16 protein-coding genes are annotated in these 19,938 nt (G+C 59.3%); 10 read left to right on the plus strand and 6 right to left on the minus strand.

Features of this window, described 5'->3' with window-relative positions; all coding sequences use genetic code 11:
• Positions 1 to 34 precede the first annotated feature (34 nt).
• Positions 35 to 1,321 (plus strand): MHYT domain-containing protein, encoded by a 1,287-nt coding sequence (locus HP15_RS19095; protein ID WP_014578983.1) that lies wholly within the window; start codon positions 35 to 37, stop codon positions 1,319 to 1,321.
• Between the two features lie 79 nt (positions 1,322 to 1,400).
• Positions 1,401 to 4,226, plus strand: a complete 2,826-nt coding sequence (locus HP15_RS19100; RefSeq protein WP_014578984.1) for a DUF748 domain-containing protein — start codon at positions 1,401 to 1,403, stop codon at positions 4,224 to 4,226.
• A gap of 2 nt (positions 4,227 to 4,228) precedes the next feature.
• Here the strand turns inward: HP15_RS19100 and HP15_RS19105 are convergent, their stop codons facing one another.
• Positions 4,229 to 5,017 (minus strand): substrate-binding periplasmic protein, encoded by a 789-nt coding sequence (locus tag HP15_RS19105; RefSeq protein ID WP_014578985.1) that lies wholly within the window; start codon positions 5,015 to 5,017, stop codon positions 4,229 to 4,231.
• A 143-nt stretch (positions 5,018 to 5,160) separates the two neighbouring features.
• Between HP15_RS19105 and yfbR the strand changes: the two genes are divergently transcribed.
• Positions 5,161 to 5,754 carry a 5'-deoxynucleotidase gene (gene yfbR / locus HP15_RS19110; protein ID WP_014578986.1) on the plus strand — a complete coding sequence of 198 codons (594 nt, stop codon included), beginning with the start codon at positions 5,161 to 5,163 and terminating at the stop codon, positions 5,752 to 5,754.
• Positions 5,755 to 5,768: 14 nt separating this feature from the next.
• Here the strand turns inward: yfbR and HP15_RS19115 are convergent, their stop codons facing one another.
• Together HP15_RS19115 and HP15_RS19120 are read right to left on the minus strand one after the other, a co-directional pair.
• On the minus strand, positions 5,769 to 6,803 hold the full coding sequence (locus tag HP15_RS19115; protein ID WP_014578987.1) for an SPFH domain-containing protein: 1,035 nt from the start codon (positions 6,801 to 6,803) through the stop codon (positions 5,769 to 5,771).
• A gap of 2 nt (positions 6,804 to 6,805) precedes the next feature.
• A complete protein-coding gene (locus HP15_RS19120) occupies positions 6,806 to 7,264 on the minus strand; it encodes an NfeD family protein (protein WP_041645902.1) in 459 nt (152 codons plus the stop codon).
• Between the two features lie 204 nt (positions 7,265 to 7,468).
• Here HP15_RS19120 and HP15_RS19125 point away from each other — a divergent pair, with 204 nt between their 5' ends.
• The 3 genes from HP15_RS19125 to HP15_RS19135 all read left to right on the plus strand — a co-directional run bounded on the left by HP15_RS19125 (position 7,469) and on the right by HP15_RS19135 (position 10,320).
• Positions 7,469 to 8,284, plus strand: coding sequence for an SDR family NAD(P)-dependent oxidoreductase (locus HP15_RS19125; protein ID WP_041645903.1), 816 nt, complete (start codon positions 7,469 to 7,471; stop codon positions 8,282 to 8,284).
• Between the two features lie 101 nt (positions 8,285 to 8,385).
• Positions 8,386 to 9,486: a GGDEF domain-containing protein gene (locus HP15_RS19130; RefSeq protein ID WP_014578990.1), complete on the plus strand. Its 1,101-nt coding sequence runs from the start codon at positions 8,386 to 8,388 to the stop codon at positions 9,484 to 9,486.
• 48 nt (positions 9,487 to 9,534) lie between these two features.
• Entirely contained in the window at positions 9,535 to 10,320 is a 786-nt protein-coding gene (locus tag HP15_RS19135; RefSeq protein ID WP_014578991.1) for a class II glutamine amidotransferase, read from the plus strand.
• Between the two features lie 132 nt (positions 10,321 to 10,452).
• On the opposite strand, the gene HP15_RS19140 is transcribed toward HP15_RS19135, so the two are convergent.
• Positions 10,453 to 11,358, minus strand: a complete 906-nt coding sequence (locus HP15_RS19140) for a metal-dependent hydrolase (RefSeq protein WP_014578992.1) — start codon at positions 11,356 to 11,358, stop codon at positions 10,453 to 10,455.
• A 225-nt stretch (positions 11,359 to 11,583) separates the two neighbouring features.
• On the opposite strand from HP15_RS19140, the gene HP15_RS19145 reads away from it, so the two are divergent.
• Together HP15_RS19145 and HP15_RS19150 are read left to right on the plus strand one after the other, a co-directional pair.
• Positions 11,584 to 12,690, plus strand: coding sequence for a helix-turn-helix domain-containing protein (locus HP15_RS19145; protein WP_014578993.1), 1,107 nt, complete (start codon positions 11,584 to 11,586; stop codon positions 12,688 to 12,690).
• A 367-nt stretch (positions 12,691 to 13,057) separates the two neighbouring features.
• The gene (locus HP15_RS19150; RefSeq protein ID WP_014578994.1) at positions 13,058 to 13,465 is read left to right on the plus strand and encodes an NINE protein; all 408 of its coding nucleotides are present in this window, start codon (positions 13,058 to 13,060) and stop codon (positions 13,463 to 13,465) included.
• A 9-nt stretch (positions 13,466 to 13,474) separates the two neighbouring features.
• Here HP15_RS19150 and HP15_RS19155 read toward each other — a convergent pair whose 3' ends face one another.
• Positions 13,475 to 14,842, minus strand: coding sequence for a WS/DGAT/MGAT family O-acyltransferase (locus tag HP15_RS19155; RefSeq protein WP_014578995.1), 1,368 nt, complete (start codon positions 14,840 to 14,842; stop codon positions 13,475 to 13,477).
• Between the two features lie 188 nt (positions 14,843 to 15,030).
• Here HP15_RS19155 and HP15_RS19160 point away from each other — a divergent pair, with 188 nt between their 5' ends.
• Together HP15_RS19160 and HP15_RS19165 are read left to right on the plus strand one after the other, a co-directional pair.
• On the plus strand, positions 15,031 to 16,107 hold the full coding sequence (locus tag HP15_RS19160) for an efflux RND transporter periplasmic adaptor subunit (protein ID WP_227499669.1): 1,077 nt from the start codon (positions 15,031 to 15,033) through the stop codon (positions 16,105 to 16,107).
• A complete protein-coding gene (locus tag HP15_RS19165; protein ID WP_014578998.1) occupies positions 16,107 to 19,271 on the plus strand; it encodes an efflux RND transporter permease subunit in 3,165 nt (1,054 codons plus the stop codon). Before HP15_RS19160 ends, HP15_RS19165 begins: the two co-directional genes overlap by 1 nt.
• Positions 19,272 to 19,406: 135 nt before the next feature.
• On the opposite strand, the gene nirD is transcribed toward HP15_RS19165, so the two are convergent.
• Positions 19,407 to 19,775 (minus strand): nitrite reductase small subunit NirD, encoded by a 369-nt coding sequence (gene nirD / locus HP15_RS19170; RefSeq protein WP_041645905.1) that lies wholly within the window; start codon positions 19,773 to 19,775, stop codon positions 19,407 to 19,409.
• Positions 19,776 to 19,938 lie beyond the last annotated feature (163 nt).

A 19,938-nucleotide genomic window follows, 5' to 3' on the forward strand; every position in this document is an offset into this window, starting at 1 on the left:
CCCGCGCGCACACACAAAACAAAGGTTTGCACAAATGATGTCCGAATATGATCTGCCCCTGGTTGTCGCCTCCTTTCTGGTTGCTGTATTGGCAGCTTATGCGGCTCTGTTTTTTGGTGCCAGACTCGTTAATGCGGAGTCTGGCGAACGTCGGAAATGGCTACTGGCCGGCGCCTTGCTGATGGGTACCGGAGTCTGGACGATGCATTTTGTCGGAATGCGGGCTATGCCGATGGGTGTTCCCATGTCGTTTGATGTGATGATGACGTTGGTTTCCTGGCTCGCAGCCGTGTTCGCTTCCGGTGTTGCTCTGCACATCATCGGGCGCAAACAATTGGGAGTCCCTCTGTTCGTCAGTGCGACCCTGTCCATGGCCAGCGGTATCGTAGTGATGCATTACCTGGGTATGTATGCCATGCGCATGTCAGCGCCGCCGACGTTTAACACCGTATTTTTGCTGATTTCGATCGCGATTGCCGTTGTGGCTTCGGGAGCTGCGCTTGCCCTCTGCCGGAAACTGCAGGGCATGGACGGATCCGGCACCCTGGCGGTCCAGTTCGTGGCCGCCCTGGTGATGGCCGCTGCAATCTGTGGAATGCATTACACGGGCATGATGGCGATGACCTTTCCGGAGGGCGCCGTGCCTGCAGCTGACAACGGCCTGCGGGGGAACTGGATGGGAATACCCCTGGCCGTCTTCTGCATTGCGATGCTGGCCGTGGCCCTGGTTGTGACCGTCCTGGATGTAAAACATCAGCGGGCACTAGAGGAATTCAAGGCGGAAGAGGATAAACGGGTGGCAGAGCTTGCCTTTACCGATGCCGTTACCGGCCTGCCCAACCGGTCAGCGCTGGAACAACGCCTGCTGGATATCCTTGCCCGGGACAACGACCGCGGCAACCCGTTTGCCCTGATTTACCTCGACATTGCCAACTTCCGTGAACTGGCCACCGGAATGGGTGATGAGTCGTTGAACGCGGTCGTCAGGGAAATCAGCGAGGCATTGCGTGATCAGATGTCGGACCAGGTGTTTCTCGCCCGATACTCGGCCAGCGCCTTCTTTGCCCTGGTGCCAGATCATGAAGATAGCCAGCATGCCTTCATGTACAAGCGGTTGCGGCAGATTGATCAGCGTATCGGCACGCCTTCAATGCCGGTTACCTGGCGCGCCGGCCAGGCGGCCTATCCGAAAACCGGCAATTCGACCCGCAAGCTGGTGCGGGCTGCCATGGTACCCAGAGACCTCAATGAGATCGGCGAATTTGCGAACATGGCCGCCGACCCGGAGTTAGTGATGCCGGGTCATAACCGTCACAGCTGACAAACCGCCTCTGGGCCGACTATCCTTGTGAACAGGCAGGTGGGCAATATTGCCCCGGGAATCCGCCGTTTAGAAGGAGATGTCCGTGGCCCAGAGCCGTAAACGCAGTCATATGCCCAGGAATCTGTTGATCGGATTCCTGGTGCTTCTCATGATCTATGCCCTGGCCGGTTTCCTGCTACTTCCCTGGTGGCTGGAGCGTCTGGTACCCGAGCAGCTGGACCAGCGTATGGGCTGGCAGGCAGAAATCACTGATATCCGAACCAACCCGTTCACCCTTCGAGTCGAGGCGCTGGGTCTGTCGGCAAAAGATCCCCAGGGTGAGCAGGTGGTTGCCTTTGACCGGCTAATGTTGGACATGAACTTTTTCCAGCTGGTTCGGGGTATTGCCGGGTTTGAAGCCATCCAGCTGGATGAGCCCTATGTTCGGGTGGATCTGCTGGAGGACTACAGCGTCAATTTTGCGAGAGACTGGCAGGCGGCCAACCCGGGACCTGCAGAGCCAGCGCCTGAAGCGTCGCAATCGGATGACGCGGCGGCGCCACCACGGCTGTACTTCGGGAAAATTGAACTCAACGGCGGCGAAATGTTGTTCCGGGATTTTACCCAGGCCGACATGGCCGAGTTCCGGATTACCCCGATGGATCTTACCCTGAGTGATCTGGCCACCTGGCGTCGCGAGGGGCAGGACAGCGATTACTCCCTGCTGGCGGCGCTGGGCAGTCAGACCATCGAGTGGCAGGGTGATCTGAGCGTCGCCCCGTTCTACTCGAACGGCACGCTCAAGGTGTCATCGGTGGGCTATGAAACCCTGGCTCATTTCCTGGCTCCTTTCTTTCCCTATGATCTGCGTGGTGGCAGCGTCACCCTGAGCTCCGACTATGAAATCCAGGCCGGCGACGGCTTTTTCCTGGAGACGACCAACGGTCAGCTGCAACTCGAGAATTTCGCCGTCGCGCTGGATGAACAGAGTGAGCAGGCGAGATTGACCAACGCTGAGGTTTCTGTGGATGCTGTCGGGTTCGACTTGAATGGCCGCGAAATCCGTATCGGTCAGGTCTCTCTGGACAAGCTCGATGTGGCCGTGGCCAGGAGCGCAAACGGAGAGATTGACTGGTTGGCGCCGCTGGCCACCAACAACGGTGAGACGGAGGGCGGCGGCGAAGCGTCCACCGGCGGCCAGCCATTCCGCTGGTCAGTGGCGGGCGTCGCGCTCTCCGGTGGGCGTATTCTCTGGCAGGATAGTCAACCGGCGACAGCGACTGAAATTGCCGTAGAGCAGCTTTCCGCATCCATCGGCCAACTGAGCCATCAACTTGAAGAACCGGTGTCTTACGAGATAACCGGAAGCCTGGCCAGTGGCGGCCAACTGTCACTAAACGGCCAGGTGACACCTGCACCGTTTACCCTGGAAGCCGCCATCTCCGGAAACGGCATCGCTCTCGCCGCCTTTGAGCCCTACGTTCAGGAAGGCGCCAATCTTGCCATTACCAGCGGCACGCTGGGCGTTGACGGCAACCTTGATCTGGATGGGCAGCAGGAGCCTCTCACGGGCACCTTCAGCGGCACCGCGGAAGTGGCCGGTCTGGATCTGAAGCTGCCCGACAGTTCCGGTTCGCTGGTTTCCTGGCAAACCCTGCGCCTGGCACCTATTGAATACAACGTGTATCCGGCACGCCTGGAAATAGGAACGGTGACCCTGGCCCAGCCTGTCATCAACGTTGTCCGCAATACCGACAATATCCACAACGTCGAGCGGATCGCCAAAGCGCCAGCGGCCGGTGGTCAGCAGGAGGCGACCGCAGATGCTCAGCAGGGGGAGGATTCCGAGCCGGGGTTCATTTTCCGTATTGGCCAGCTGATGCTGGAAAATGGCGAACTGGCGTATACCGACCGCACGTTGGAACCGGCGTTTACCACCTCGTTTGATGAGCTGAACGGCAGCGTAACAGGCCTCAGCAACATTTCCCCCCAACAGGGCAAGGTCTCTATCCGTGGCCGGGTCGGCGGCGTGGCGGACCTGGACTTTGAAGGCACCATTGGCACCCTTGGTACCGAGGATGTCAGCGATCTGAAACTGAATATGCAGGAATTGTCCCTGCCTGCGCTTTCGCCTTACTTTGGTCGATACCTGGGTTATGGCGTGGACAGTGGCAAGCTGAACCTGAATCTTGATTATGAAATTGCCGGATCCAGGATCGATGCGTCCAATCTGGTGGTTATGGATCGTCTCGAGCTGGGTTCGGCCATCGCCAGTGATCAGGCCGTTAATGCGCCGGTAAAACTCGGCCTCGCGCTGCTTCGGGACAGTAAGGGAGTGATTGAAGTCGACTTGCCCATCAGCGGGGACCTGTCTGACCCGGACTTCAGCGTCGGCAAAGTTGTGATGCGGGCGTTCGTGAACCTTCTGGCCAAGGCAGCGGCCTCACCGTTCAGTATGCTCGGCTCGATTGCCGAACTCGCCGGCCTGAGCGGAGAGGAGCTCGGGAAGGTGAGGTTTATCCCCGGCAGTATCCAACTGGCCGAAGGCGAGGCTGAAAAGCTGGCGGCGCTGGCAGACGCGATGCTGGAGCGCCCGGACCTGCTGCTGAATATTCGGGGTAATGTTCAGCCTCAGGCCGATGGCCTTGCCCTGCTTCGGGAAGACCTGACAGTGGGTGGTCAGAGGGATGTGTCCGAGGAGGAATGGCAAGCTGCCCGGGAGGCGTATCTTGCCGGTGAGCGTTCACTCGCTCCGGAGGCGTTGAGCAATCTGGCGTCCTCGAGAGGCGTGACCCTGCGTAATGTTCTTCAGCAGACCCACGGTGTGCCGGCTGATCAGTTGTTTCTGCTGGATCCGGCACGTAATGCGGACGTGGGCAGCGAAGGAAACGTTATCGTCGCCTTCAACCTGGACGTTCGTTGAACTCAGGGGGCCTCGAAACCGGTCAGAAAACCGGCTGGCAACTGGAGGCCCCAGTTTTCAACGAGGTGGCGGTAGCGGCCGTTGTCGACCAGTGGCGCCAGAAGCCGCAGCATCTCGTCGGCGCTTGCAGTGCCGCCTTTGCGGGCGATGATGCTGAGCTGGTAGCGCTGGTCCGGCTTCTTTGATACCAGCAATTCGTCCCAGTCTTCAGGATGCCTGGTCAGATGCCGCTGGAGGTAGGAATGGCTGACAATGGCGACTTCGGCAACGGACGGCCGGTCTGCCTTGATCAGTTTGATGTTGCGGCTGTGGCTGTCGGAGAACTCGATGTTGAATTTCTGCTCCAGCACGGAGTTGTCGGTTTCGTAACCGGTAAAACCATAGTGATAGCCTGAAATGGCGACAATCGACCGCTGTTCCAGATCGTCAAAGAACGAGTCGTCGCGGCCTGGTTTTTTGAGAGCGACGTACAGCTCCTCATCTGCCAGGATCGGTCGCGATATGTCGACGTTTCTTTTGGTCCAGCCCCAGCCGGGGCTTTCAAAGAAGATAACGTCGTACAGGCCGGCCTCGAAATCCAGGTAGCGACGCTTGGGCGAGGTATGAAAGACCCGGAAAGATACCGTTGGGTTGGCTTGCTCAAGTTCTTGCAGCAGGTCCCCGAGCAGCCCGGTGGGTTCCCCATTGTCGTCAACACTGGCAATCGGAGGGAAGTGGTAAACGCCCACGGTGATTTCGGTTTCATTGGCAAAAACCGGCGCCGCTGCCAGCATGATTGCGGCAGAAAACATGGCCAGTAGTGTCCAAATCGGTGCCTTTGTGAGCACGGTGCTCCCCGGTTGTGTAACAATTGAATACGCATTCAGAATAGCACGGGGATTTTGTGCTCCTGAAGCAAAAAATTATTAACTTATGCAAAATGGATCTGTAAGTGATGGGTAACGGTGTCAGCCATTTTTTTGCCTACGTCTCCCGCCTGCGCTGGATCAAGCGCTGGGGGCTGATGCGCAATGCCATTGAGGAAAACGTGGCCACCCACTCTTGGGAGGTGGCGACCCTCGCCCATGCGCTTGCCATCATCCGTAACCGGCATTTTGGCGGCCGGGTGAACGCCGATCGTATTGCCGCAGCAGCGCTTTATCATGACGCAACAGAGGTGATCACCGGCGATATGCCGACACCGGTGAAATACCATTCAAAGGTGATGCGAGAGGCCTTCGGAGATATTGAACACAAGGCGGAGGCCGAATTGCTGGCACTGCTGCCGGAGGATCTGCGGGAGGATTTTTCACCCTACGTTCGGGAATCGCAGCTACCGGCAGAAGACAAGGAACTCATCAAAGCCGCCGACAGGTTGTCGGCGTGGCTGAAGTGCCAGGCGGAGATCCGCGCCGGCAACAAGGAATTCGAGCCCGCCGCCCGACAGATCCGCAAGCGGTTGGACGAGGACGGGTTGCCAGAGGTTGCTTATTTTCTGAAGGTGTTTGCCCCCAGTTACGAGCAACCCCTGGATAATCTGCTGGGTTGAGAGGCCCTCAGGCTTTAGCTGTTACCGGCCGAGCCGACCAGCCCGCCACGCAGACCATCGCGCTGCAAATGCTGACGAACGGTGTCTTCCGGGCTACCGGCCAGTTCGCGGAACATGCCCATGGAGCCTAGAAGGGCCGAGGATTCGTAGGGTACAAACACCCGCTCACCTTCTTTCGCCATATTCGGCAGAACCTTGATATAGCTCTGGCCCAGCAGGTAACCAATGACGGTCTGCTTGTTTTCCTCGGAATCGCCCATGGCACTGAGTACCAGACGGATGGACTCCTGTTCCCCCTGCGCCCGGAGAATGGCCGATTCCTTGTCGCCCTGGGCGTTGAGGATGGCGGACTCCCGCTGACCCTGGGCCATGGCGATGGCTGCTGACTTTTCACCCTCGGCTTCGGTGACCGTGGCCCGGCGTTTCCGCTCGGCAGCCATCTGCAATCGCATGGCTTCTTCCACTTCTTCCGGCATGCTGATGTCCTGAACCTCCACCCGGGTGAGTTTTACACCCCACTTGGAAGCGGCCTCTTCCATCTCGGCCTGGATCGCGTTATTCACCTCGCTGCGGGATTCAAACAGCTTGTCCAGTTCCATCTTGCCGACCACCGAGCGCAGGGTGGTCTTGGCCAGCACTTCCACCGCCTGGCTCATGTTGGCCACTTCGTACACTGCCCGGCGCGGGTCGATGATCTGGTAGTAGAGGGCGCCGTTGATCTTCACCGTCACGTTGTCGGTGGTCACCACGGGCTGTCCCGGAAAGTCCATGACCGTTTCCCGGCGGTCGATGCGGGTTTCGTCGCTCATCACCGGATGATAATCCTCACCCATGCGTACGTAGCGGATCATGGTGATCGGCCGTGGGCGCTCGATGAAGGGAATAATGATGTTCACACCGCTTTCGAGGATCCGGTTGAACGACCCCAGGCGCTCAATCACCATTACCTCCGACTGGCGGACAATGACCAGACCCTTGGCAATGATGAAAATGCCAATGGCGACTACGATCAGACTGATAACCAGTCCGGGTGAAAGATACTGTTCCATGTTTACTGTTCCTTGTGTGTGATCGTCTCAACAACGGCGGTAGTGCCGTCAAACTGTTTGAAAATGACGTCGGTTCCTTCCGGAAGGTCGGTTTCCCCGGTGTCGGTGACTCGCAGGCGATAGAAATCGCCGTTGACCTTGATGCCCGTGGCACCGTCAAAGTCCCGTTTCAAGGTCTGGTAGCGCCGGCCCTGCTCGACGCCTGTGCCTGTCGTTCCATACGCCACGCCCTTGGGGGAGAAACGCGGCCGTATCCAGCGTATGGCGACGGGAACCAGGATTCCCGAGAAAATCCCCATCCCCGCCAGTTGCCACTCAAAGGGCACATCGAGGAACGCCAGCAAGGCGGTCAGGGCCGCGGCGATGCCGAGAGCGAGCAGCAAGAGCACGCCGGAGGTGAGCTCGGCCAGGCACAGCACCAGTGCCAGGATCAGCCAGAAATGCGTAAGACTCCATTCCATACAGAAAATCCACAGGTTCGGGAGAGGCGTCGGGTTGCTTTTGCGCACCGAACAACGGCATCGGATTGTACCGGAAACCGGGGGCCGAGTCAGAGGGTGGCCGGAATGCCTTGCGGCCTGGTTCACTAAAGCCATATCCCGCGGGCGGGCAATTGTTAGAGTATCTGCTTTAATTGAAAAGCCTACAACAAGAGGTCTTTGACCATGAAAAAGCTGAAAAACAAAGTGGCCGTTGTTACCGGTGCCGGCTCGGGTATCGGCCGCGCACTCGCCAAATCTCTGGCGGACCGGGGCTGCCGGCTGGCGCTGTCCGACGTCAATGAGTCAGGCCTGGCCGAAACCGCTGCTGCGCTCAGCGGCGCTGATGTAAAAACCTACCGGCTGGACGTGTCTGATCGCGATGCCATCTTTGCCCATGCCGAAGAGGTTGCGAAGGACTTTGGCCAGGTGAATCTGGTGATCAACAACGCGGGCGTTGCGCTCTCCGCCACCGTGCGGGAGATGACCGACGAGGACTTCAAATGGGTCATGGATATTGATTTCTGGGGCGTTGCCCATGGCACCCGCGCCTTCCTGCCACATCTGATTGCCTCGGGCGATGGCCATGTGGTGAACGTGTCCAGTGTGTTTGGCCTGATCGGCGTGCCCAAACAGAGTGCCTACAATGCCGCAAAGTTTGCGGTTCGCGGCTTCACCGAAGCCCTGCGTCAGGAGATGAAGCTGGAAAACCAGCCGGTTGCGGTGAGTTGTGTGCACCCTGGCGGTATCCGAACCAACATCGCCAACGCCGCCCGCATGGGTAAATCCGAGAACGCAGTGGCCCAACGCAAGGGCTTCGACAAACTGGCCATGACCACGCCCGAGAAGGCAGCGGAAACCATTGTGAAAGGCATCCTCAAGAATGAGTCCCGTATTCTGGTAGGCCCCGACGCCTGGGGAATTGACGCGATCAACCGACTGCTGGGGTCTGCGTACCAGCCGCTGGTCGAGCGCTTCTCCCGCAAGAACCTTTACATCTGACAACACCCCGCGTACACCGGGCCTGACGACCGGGCCCGCTGTACATTTTACAAACAGTGTTTCGGGGCTATACTCGGAAGCTGATCCAAGGAAGAGTCAGCATGAATACGCCTCACCATTCCGACCTGGGGGCCACTCTGGAACAGAGCCGCTCGGGTCTGCGCGACAGTCACCGCCGCTCACTGATGCGGCTGCTTTTTCTGATCACCGGCTCGGCACTGGTGGTTTTCGCATGCCTGCAGATTCTCAATGGTTTCCTCTGGGTAGGCATTGGTGAACTCTGCGCTAGTGCCTTGCTCTATTTCGGAGTCTGGCGCCTGAAATCGACGCCCTATCTGCAGCAGTGGGTCTATGCCTACCTGGTGCCGCTGTTCGCATTCTTTCTGGTCATCATGCTGTTGCCCGAAGCATCGGTATCTGCGTTCGTCTGGGTGTTGATGATGCCGGTTCTCGCCTACCTGCTGCTTGGCAAAAAAGAGGGCATGATCCTCAGCGCTCCCTTTATGATCGTCGGTGGTGTTATTTATTACATCCACCTTGGTCAGGTCGGCAACCCCCACGCGATGATCGACCTTCTCAACATGGTGCTGTGCGGCGCACTCATGCTGGCATTCATTCACCTGTACGAAGGTCGCCGGGAAGAGGCAGAGCAGCGCCTGGTGGATATGGCCCAGACCGATGCGCTCACTGGTCTGGCCAATCGCAGTAATTTCCAGGGCACGTTGAACCGAACCATTGCCGAGGGCGAGCGCAGCGGTATCGGATTTGCGCTGGTGGTGATGGATATTGACCACTTCAAGGTTGTGAACGACACCCTGGGGCACGAAGCCGGGGATTTCGTGTTGAAGAATATCAGTCGATGCCTGACCGAGCGCCTGAGAAGCACAGACTTTGTCGGCCGCCTCGGTGGCGAGGAGTTCGGGCTGATTCTGCGAGATGTGAAGCCGGCGGATGCCTTTGTCCTGATGGACGAGCTGCGTCAGCGAATCTCAGACCGCGAGCTGCCCTACGGCGATGCCCGGATCCGGGTGACCGCCTCCTTCGGGATTGCCCATTGGCCAGACCATGGTCGCGAGGCCGAGAGCCTGTTCCGGGTGGCCGACCGCTGGCTATACAGCGGCAAGCGAGCAGGGCGTAACTGCGTGGTCGGCGCCGGCCACAATCCCCGCCAGCTTGAGATTCTCACTGTCGAAGCGAGTTGATTACGTTATTCTTGTGGCAGACATCCTCCGGCAAGAATGAAGTAACCCATGTGCGAATTACTGGCCATGAGCGCCAACACCCCCACTGACCTGTGTTTCAGCTTTACCGGCCTGACCCGTCGGGGTGGACAGACCGGCCCGCACAAGGACGGTTGGGGTGTTGCGTTCTACGAAGGCAAAGGCGTTCGGGCCTTCCACGACGCCGACGCCAGCGCCAGTTCCCGCATCGCAGAAGTGGTCCAGACCCACCCGATCAAGAGCGAAGTGGCCATCTGCCACATCCGCCAGGCCAACGTCGGCGATATCTGCCTGGCCAACACCCATCCTTTCATGCGCGAACTCTGGGGCCGCTACTGGGTCTTCGCCCACAACGGCCAGCTCTCCGGTTTCCGCTCGAATCCCGGCTTCTACGAGCCGGTCGGAACCACCGACAGCGAGGCGCTGTTCTGCGATATTCTTAACCACCTTCGAACGCACTGCGATCGCAATACCGGAACCGATGAAATCATCGACCGCCTGGTCCGGTTGTCCGTCGCCTACGCCAGCCAGGGCGTGTTCAACCTCCTACTGAGTAACGGTGATTGGCTGTTCACTTACTGCACCACCAAAATGGCCAGCATCACCCGGAGAGCCCCGTTTGGTCCTGCACGTCTGAAAGACGCCGATGTAACGGTGGATTTCGAATCGGAAACGACGCCCAATGACATCGTCAGCGTGATCGTTACTGAACCTCTGACCACAGATGAAAAGTGGGATGTTTACGAGCCAGGTGAATGGCGGCTTTGGCGGAAGGGCGAGGTTATTCGCTCTGGCGTCGCCGAGCCGAATGCCTGACCCGGGAGTGGGTAATCGGGTGGGGAGGTCTTTCTTCCGGGAAAAGGCAACTCGCTGCGCTCAGACATCATTTTCCCTGCACAAAGACCCCCCCACCCGCTTCCCTTCAGGGTTGGGAGTTGCTTCCGTGGTTTACTGAAGCGTCCTGCGATTACCTTTCTTGTACTGTGGTGCGATGTGCGCCTGAATCTCCTCTTTGAAACGGGCAATCAGATCGCTATTGTCGTGATCCCAAGGGTGAAAACCCGGTTTGAAGTACTCCAGCCATGTGGGAATCAGGCTCGAGAAGGTACCGTTTACGCCCCAAAGGCGCCAGAGCCCCGTGGCCGTGTCTTTCAACGAGAAGTTCTTGCGGTCGTTCAGCATCATCCGGCTGGTGAAATAGCTGCTCATCACACCCAGGGCGGCGGTGCTGAAGGCAAGATAAAAGGTTCTTTCGGCATAGGTGCCGCCGGCCGCCTGGAACACATCGTAGGCCACCGCCTTGTGCTCGGTTTCTTCAATCGCGTGCCAGACCCATAGCGGGCGCATGGATTCATCCATGTCCTGGCGCACATCGTCACGCTCCAGCAGCATGTCGGCCATCATGGCGGTGAGGTGTTCCAGGGCACAGGTGATCGCCAGCTGGTGACGCTTGGGCAGCTTCTTGGCGATTCCCAGAACCACTTCCAGATGTTTTTCCAGTTCTTCCACCGGCATGCCCTGGTCACGAACGTGCTGGTTCATGGCGACATGCTCCAGGGAGTGCATGGCCTCCTGGCCAATGAATCCGCGTATCTCTTCCTTCAGCTTGGGATCGGAAATCTGGTCCCGGAACGCCCTTACTGAATCCACGAAGAACTGCTCGCCCTGCGGAAACAGCACCGAGAGCGCATTCATGATGTGGCTGATGGTGTAGCTGTTGTCGACCCAGTAACGGGGCACCTGGTCGCCGAACTCAAACCCCATGCGCTGGGCGGTGATGGTGACGTTGTCCGGTGTGTTGGAGACTCGGGTAACGGGAGCCGTCTTCTTTTCTGCGGTTTTGCTGCTCAGCATGTGTGTACTCCTCACTCTGGCTGATGTCATGGCTCCAGTGTGTGGCAGTCAAGCCCGGGCAGGAATGCGCAAAGGGGACGGCCGTCGATCAGGATGGGACACGGGCCGGGATTTGATTGGCCAGGCTGACGGCGAGCAAGGTGTACCGGGCCCCACTGTAGCGGCGGGAGGCATCTGATAGAGTCAATTGAAGTGCTTCAGCCCACCCAATAAGAAGGAATGCCAATGAGTGCAACCGGTCCGGACAAAGAACGGCAGATGCTGGGATTGTTCCTGGTGCCGGGCGCTTACCTGCGGGTTCTGGCCGAGACCGTCCGCCAGCTAGGCTATAACGACCGGCTACTTTACGAAGGACTGGACTTCACCCCGGACGATCTCAAGTCCAACGACAGCCGGGTATTTGTCACCGATGCCATCATCATGGCCAAACGGGCCGTGAACCTGGCCGGCCAGGACGGTCTCAGTTTTATGCTGGCTCGTGAATTACGCCTGACCATTCACGGCACCCTGGGCTTCGCGGCCCTCACCAGCCCCACCTTCGCCGATGCCCTGGATTCGGTGCGCCGTTACCTGCATCTGCGGGTGCCTTTTCTCGGCATGAGCCAGTCCGAAGCGGGCGATCAGGTGCTGGTAAAACTCTGCACCGAATTCGAAGTGCCCGGCCTCTATCCGTTTCTGGCGGAGACCGTCAGCGCCACCCTGATCCTGCTGACCGAACAGCTCCTGGATCGGGAGGACGCGGCAAAACACGGCTTTGCCCTGGAAGACGGCAAACTGCCGGGTGTTTCCGTTCGCCTGAGCGCACCGGAGCCGCCCTGGTACCGGCAGTTTGCCGATCAGCTTCCCGTTCGATTCGAATACGGCCAGCCAGACGAGATGATGGTCTTCCCGCGGGAGCTTCTGAATGTGCAGATGCGTCTTGCCGACGCCGAAGCCTCCCGAATGGCCCGCGACCAGTGCGAGTTCGAGCTGCAGAAGGCCCTAAAGGAGCAGGGCGACATTGTCCTGGCGATCCGCAACATGCTCCGAATGATGCCGGGCCCCTTGCCGTCTCTGGAAGCCATGGCCGAGCGTTTCTGCGTCTCTTCCCGAACCCTGAAACGCCGGCTGGCGGATCGGGATACCAGCTACCGGGAAATTCTCGAGTCGGTGCTGAAAGACCGGGCGATCCAGTTGCTCCGGTATACCAACCAGTCCGTTAGCGAGATTGCCTACGAATTGGGCTATGCGGACCTTTCCAACTTCAGCCGGGCGTTCCGGAAGTGGACTGGCAAGTCGGCCAGCGAGTTTCGCGAGGGTGGTCCGGATCCGGCGCCTGAGGTTGGGCCCTGATTTTTTGGGCCTCCTGGTTTGGAGCGTGGTCGCGGGGAGGGGCTTTATTTTTTCGGGTAAAAACAACTCGCTGCGCTCAGACATTTTTTCCCCGAAAAAATAAAGCTCCACCCCACGCCCTGTGGACAAAGGCGAGGGCCGTCCGGGAAATTCATTGAAGTGTTTTAATTTGTTTTTATTTCCTATGCCACAATAGTTTGACGGACGGGGGGACGGATTATTTTCCCGCCAGGAAAAAGATGTCTGAGCGAAGCGAGTTGTTTTTCCCAAGGGAAAATAATCCGTCCCCCCGGCCAGCCCCCAAACCAGCCCGGCTGGGGGCCAAAGTAGAATTCACCGACGAGACCGAAAACAGGACCCAGAAACCATGACAGAACGCCCAGACACCCACAGCAAACTGATCGGCTACCTGCTCTGGATCTTCGGATTCCTGGGCTCACACCGGTTTTACTACGGCAAACCCGTTACCGGCACCATCTGGTTCTTTACCCTGGGGTTGCTGTTTATCGGCTGGATTATCGATCTGTTCCTGATCCCGGCCATGGACCGCGAAGCGGACCTGAGGTTCCGGGAAGGCGAGGTCAGCTACAACATCGGCTGGATCCTGCTGACCTTCCTCGGTGTGTTCGGCATTCACCGGATGTACATGGGCAAGTGGATCACGGGCATCATCTACCTGTTTACCGGCGGCCTGTTCCTGATCGGTGTGCTGTATGACTTCTGGACCCTGAACAACCAGATCTCCATCCGCAACGAAGAGCGCCGCTTCGGCTGACCGATCGGATCACAGGCCGGCCGCGGTCTCCAGTTCGACCAGGGCCTCTTCCAGGTAGTCGAGCATCCGCTGCAGGCTGGGTAGCGTGCGGCGGCAGCCGATGAGGCCGAACTCCACCTGGTCGCCGTAGCTGGTCAGGGTCATGTTCAGGGCGAGGCGGTCCATGGCGATGGAGACCGGGTACATGCCATCCATCATGGCGCCGTTCCAGTAGCAGGTCTCCCGGGGCCCGGGGACGTTCGAAATGACCACGTTGAAGGTCTGCCATTTCGGTGCCATGCCGGTAAGCAGATGGAACGCCGCCGGCGCCAGGGTCAGGGCGGTGTAGTTGATAATTTCTTCCGCAGACATATGGGCGTAGCGGTCTTTGGCGGCCTTAACATCCTCGTGGATCTGCATCAGCCGGGTAACCGGGCTGGTGACGTCGGTGTGTAGCGAGGCGAGGATAACGCCCACCTGGTTTCCGCCGGAGCTGTCATCCTTGCGCAGGGACACCGGCACCATGGCGATCAGCGGCTTTTCCGGCAGGGCGTCCTGGTTCATCAGGTAGCTGCGCAGCGCGGTGGCGCACATGGCCATCACCACATCATTCACCGTGGTTCCGTAGATTTTACACACTGCCTTTATACGGCTGAGGTCATAGGACTGTGCGGCGAAGCGTCGGGAGCCGGTGATCTTCTGGTTAAGAATGCTGCGGGGCGCGTGGAATATGGAGGAGTACGCGGGGTCTTTTCGGGCGTTATTGATGGTTCGCAGCAGTTCCCGGGCGACGGTGGGCACGGTGCCCAGTTGTTTGCCGGATTCACCCAGCAGGTGGCCAATGCTTCGCCACAGCGAGGGGCCGCCATCATCCTTCTCACGCTCCGGGCGTGGTGGCATGGCCCAGATCGGCGGCATATCCCGCTCTCCGGTATCCTGACACAGCATCCGGGTAACCATCCGCATGGCCGATACACCGTCTACCAGAGCATGGTGTACCTTGATGTACACCGCAAACTGCCGCTCTCCCAGCCCTTCGATCAAATGAAATTCCCACAGCGGTCGTTCCCGATCCATCAGGTGGGAGTGTTCCGCCGAGACAAACGACAACAGCTCTCTTACCCGTCCCGGGGTCGGTAGCGCTTCGAACCGGAAGTGATGCTCCAGATCCAGGTGCTCATCCTCTACCCATACCGGCTGACCGAAACGGTAGTCCAGTCGCTGGTTGAAAGGTGGCGTCACCTTCGTGTGTTGCCTTAACCGGTCCGCCAGCTGGGCGACGTAATCATCCGGAGCGCCTTCGGGAAAAGAGAACAGTTGAAGGCCGCCCACGTGCATGGGCTGCTGCCGTTTTTCCAGCCAGAGAAAAAGCTGATCCGTGGGGCTGAGAGGTTTCACAGGGCATCCTTGTTGTCAGTATTGTGACAATAGTAGCGCAGATGGATTGGAACGGAATTGACCCCGGTATGCATTGACTTCATTGGTCGGGCCAAACGCGGTCCGAGGTCCGGACGGACGTTTTCATCGTAGGTCATACTTTAAAGTTAGCAATTGCATCCATCGCACTGATTCATGGAGAAAAGGACGTGGGTAATGCTATCAGGACCCTGCACGGGGTCTTATTGTCTGTCTGCAGTCTGTTTCCTCTGTTCGCCGCGGCTCAGGATTTACCCGGCGTTCAGTTGGAGACAGTGTCTTCCGAGGACATTGTTCAGGAAGTCACCCTGAACGGGACGGTAAACGCCCTTCGTGTCTCAGGCATGTCCGCGGCGGTAGCCGGCCTCCTGGACGAGGTTCGGGTGGAAACCGGTGATCGGGTTTCCCGGGGTGATGTGCTGGTTGCGCTGGATGATGAAATGGTGACCTGGGAGCTGGCGGCCGCCAGGGCCGAGGCTGAGGAGGCCCGAAGCCGGTTGGAGGAAGCCCGGCGGAGACTGCGCGAGGCCAGGTCTGTGGGTGCGGGCCGTAATATTGCAGCAACGGAAGTCAGTGCCCGGGAGAGTGCGGTTGCCGCCAATGAAGCCACCCTGGCCCGCCTGGAAGCTGCCCGGCAGCAGGTTGAAGTCATGGCTGGCCGTCACCGTGTGACCGCGCCCTTCGATGGCGTGGTCAGCGAGCGCTTTCGGGATCTCGGGGAATGGGTAACCCCGGGTGACCAGCTGCTGACGCTGGTGGATACCGAAAACCTGCGACTGGATTTCCAGGTGCCCCAGGCCTTTTTCAAGCGCATCGACGACAACAGCCGGCTGTTGGTGCAGAACGACGAGGAACTGAGCCAGGCCACCATCGATGTCCTGGTGCCGATCAACGACCCCCAGTCCAGAACCTTTCTTCTCCGAGCGATAAAACCGGACACCCTGAAGCTGCTTCCTGGCATGGCGGTGCAGGCGGTACTGCGGGTCACCACCGGGGAGCGAGGCTTGACGGTTTCCCGCGACGCCATCAACCGTTATCCCGAAGGACGGACCACGGTATGGATCGCCGAGCCGGCGGATGAAGAGACCTGGACCGTTAAGGAAAAGCGGGTGCGTCTCGGCACAGGTTTTGAGGGGCGGGTTGAGATAATCAGCGGTCTTGAGACCGGCCAGCGTGTCGTGGTTCGTGGTAATGAGTCCCTGAGTGAGGGTATCAGCGTGCGCATTGCCGAACGGGAGAGCCGCTGATGTTCGCCGGCATTATCCGTCATGGCACTCTGGTTACCGTTATCGCCCTGATCGTTGCCATTCTTGGAACCGCAGCGGCGCTCCGGATTCCGGTTCAGATGATTCCGGACCTGGAAGTGCGTACCGTCACCGTTGAAACCAGCTGGCCGGGTGCGACGCCCCAGGACATCGAGAAGGACATACTGATTGAGCAGGAACGGTTCCTGCGCAATGTTCCGAACCTGAGCCGGATGACTTCCACCGCATCCAGCGGAGCGGCGGAGATCGAGCTGGAGTTCCCGTTCGGGGTGAATATCACCGAGACCCTTATCCAGATCAACAATGCCCTGAGCCAGGTCCCTGATTACCCGAGAAACGTCGATGAGCCGCGCATAGTGGCGGCATCTTTCTCATCCAATGCGTTCATGTATTTCCGTGTCGCTACCCTGGAGGGCAATCCCCGCGAGCTGGACATCGAGCTTATGCGCGATTTCATCGAGGATCGCGTCCGGCCAAGGATGGAGAGTGTGCCGGGGGTTTCCGAGGTTACCGTTGGCGGTGGCGCCGACCGGCAGATGCAGATCATTGTGGACGAATCCGCCCTGGCCCAGCGCGGCCTGAGCCTGGTGGATCTGCGCAACGCAATCGTGGCCCGTAACCAGGACATTTCCGGCGGCGAGATCGACTCTGGCAAGCGCCGGTATCTGTTGCGCACGGTCGGGCGCTTTGACGACGTTGAATCCCTGGAACAGCTGGTGGTACGCCGGCAGGGTGACAGCGTGGTGCGCCTTGGTGAGGTGGCCCGGGTTCAGCAGGGCCATTCCCGGATCCGGGAGCTGTCCTTTATCAACGGACAGCGGGTGATTGGCCTGCAGGTGCGCCGTGAAAGCGGCTCCAACGTCATTGATATCAAGCGCGCGATGATGGACGAAGTGGCCGCCATCAACCAGGAGGTGCTGGAGCCGGCGGGCATGACGCTGGGCCTGACCGCAGACGATGCCCGTTACGTGGAAGCCTCGGTGGCCAATGTCTGGACCAACCTGGGGATTGGCGCCGCCTTCGCAACCCTGGTGATGTTCCTGTTTCTGAGGTCCAGCCGGGCCACGTTTGCCGGGGTGGTGGGCATACCGCTGTGTGCCATAGCCGCGTTTATCGGACTGCTGATCACCGGCCGCACCATCAACGTGATCTCTCTGGCCGGTATCGCCTTTGCCATCGGCATGACGGTGGACAACAGCATCGTGGTGCTGGAGAACATCGAGCGACACCGGCGTTTGGGGCTGGACCGTTTCGAATCGGCCCTCAAGGGCGTGCGTGAAGTCTGGCCGGCGGTGCTGGCGTCCACCACCACAACCATCCTGGTGTTCCTGCCGATCCTGTTTATCGAGGAAGAGGCGGGCCAGCTGTATTCCGACGTAGCCATTGCCATCTCTGCTGCCATTCTCGCCTCCATGTTGGTGGCAATCACCATCATACCCACCCTCTGCGCCCGGCTGGATTTCGGCCGCCGGGGCGTGACCACCGATGAATACGGCAACGAAACCTCGGGTCGCTGGAGCGGGGCCGCCATGGGGGCGGTGCGATGGCTGGTGAATGGCACGGTGCGCCGGCTTCTGGTGATGGCAGCCACCGTCGGCTTCAGCCTGTGGGTGATTTTTGTGCTGACCCCGCCCGCCGAATACCTGCCGGAAGGCGAGGAGCCCAAGACCTTTGCCGCCATGTCGGCGCCGCCGGGTTACAACCTGCAGGAGATGGAAGCCATTGCCCGCCAGGTGGAAGACTACTTCCTGCCCCACGTGAACGCGGACGGCCAGGCCTACGCCGCGGGCGAAACCGGCGTGCCGCCCATGGCCTATCTCAACATGCAGGTAACGCCTACCAGGATCCGGATCATCGCCGAGACCCTGAATCCAAGGCACATCGAAGCCCTGATGGACGAGATCACCCGGTTCTATGAACAGTTCCCGGGCATGCGCGCCTTCGCGGCCAAGGGCTCCATCATCTCCAGCAACGACGGTGGCACCCGTAGTATCAACCTGGACATTTCCGGGCCAGATCTGGTGTCGGTTTACGGCGCTGCGAACGCTGCCTATCAGCGCGCCGAGGAAATCTTCGATAACCCCCGCATCCAGAGCCAGCCCTCCACGCTGTCCCTGGCACAGCCGCTGATCCAGATCATGCCTGACTGGGATCGTGCCGCGGAACTTGGCCTTGGCGCTGAAGGCATTGGCTTTACCGTGGCCTCCCTGACCGAGGGCAGCTACGTCGACGATTTCTTCCTGGACGACGAAAAGATCGATATCTACGTCTACGGCAGCGAGGGTCGCAACCCGTCACTGGACAGTTTGCCGGATGTCATGGTGCACACCCCCCAGGGTGCTACCCTGCCGCTCTCCAGCCTGGCTACCATCGAGGAAACCGTCGATACCAGCACGGTCCGCCGGGTGGATGGTCGCCGCACCGTGACTCTGAATGTGATTCCCCCGGAAGACGTACCGCTCGAAGCCGGCGTGGAGAGGGTGCGCACGGAACTGTTGCAGTTCATGCGGGACAGCGGCGCATTGCCCGCGAATGTGAACGTGGATATCTCCGGCGCCAGCGACCAGTTGAATGCCACCCGGGAGGCACTGACCGGCAATTTCATCATTGCCATTGCCATCGTCTACCTGCTGCTGGTGGCCATCTTCGCGCACTGGGGATTCCCGCTGCTCATCATGACCGCAATACCGCTTGGCGTGGCCGGTGGCATTGTGGGCCTGGCCCTGATGAACCTGGTCGGTGGCCTGCTGCCCATGATCGGCCTCCAGCCTCTGCGACAACCCTTCGACATGATTACCATGCTGGGCTTTCTGATCCTGATGGGAACCGTGGTGAATAACCCGATCCTGGTGGTGGACCAGGCCCGGCAGAACCTGCGTCAGAAAGGCGTTACCGTAGTACAAGCCGTCACCGCCGCCGTCCAGACCCGTCTGCGCCCGATTGCCATGACCACCCTGACCACCATCTGCGGCCTCTCGCCCCTGGTGTTCCTGCCCGGCGAAGGCACCGAGCTCTATCGGGGCGTGGGAGCTATCGTTCTGTTTGGCCTGCTTGGGGCCGCGATTGTAACCGTGACCTTCCTGCCGTCACTGACCATCTTTGTTCTTGGCTGGCGGGAGCGTTGGAGTCGCTCCAGAGAGGTTTAGCCTCGGAGTATCGCCGTCACGCGCCATGGGAAGTCTTTCTTCCGGGGAAAAGCAACTCGCTTCGCTCAGACATCTTTTCCCCTGCACAAAGACTTCCCATACCACGCGCCGGCTTTCGCCGGCATTGTTAAGGGCCTAGGCCGCGATGGATTCTCGCTGGTTGGCCCGTACTTCCAAGCGGATCTGGTTGCCGTCCAGCAACACCGGATAGGTTTTGACCCGCACGGTATCGTCTTCCAGACAGACACCCGTAAGCAGACTGAAATGCTGCTTGTACAACGGCGACGCCACCACCGGCTCCCCTTTCAGATCCCCGGTAATCCCCCGGGCCAGTACATTGGCGCCGCTGAACGGGTCCGTATGGCTGATGGCAAACAGCGCCGGCAGCCTATGCGGCAGATAGAACACCGCCACCGGTCCGTCCTGTGTCCAGACGGCGATGCCGGATTCCGGCACCAAATCGTCTACGGTACAGACGGCTTCCCAACGAGTGCGTGGTTTCATGATATTTCTCCCAAACCTTCTGTGTTTGTCTCAACTAATGGTTGCCTTTGATACAACCAAATCCCAGTGAGCGAGGTGGTATGGGGGTACTTTTCTGGCGGGGAAAAGATGTCTGAGCGAAGCGAGTTGCTTTTTCCCAGAAGAAAAGTACCCCCATGGCGCC

Source organism: Marinobacter adhaerens HP15 (assembly GCF_000166295.1).
In the GTDB taxonomy this organism is placed as follows: Bacteria; Pseudomonadota; Gammaproteobacteria; order Pseudomonadales; family Oleiphilaceae; genus Marinobacter; species Marinobacter adhaerens.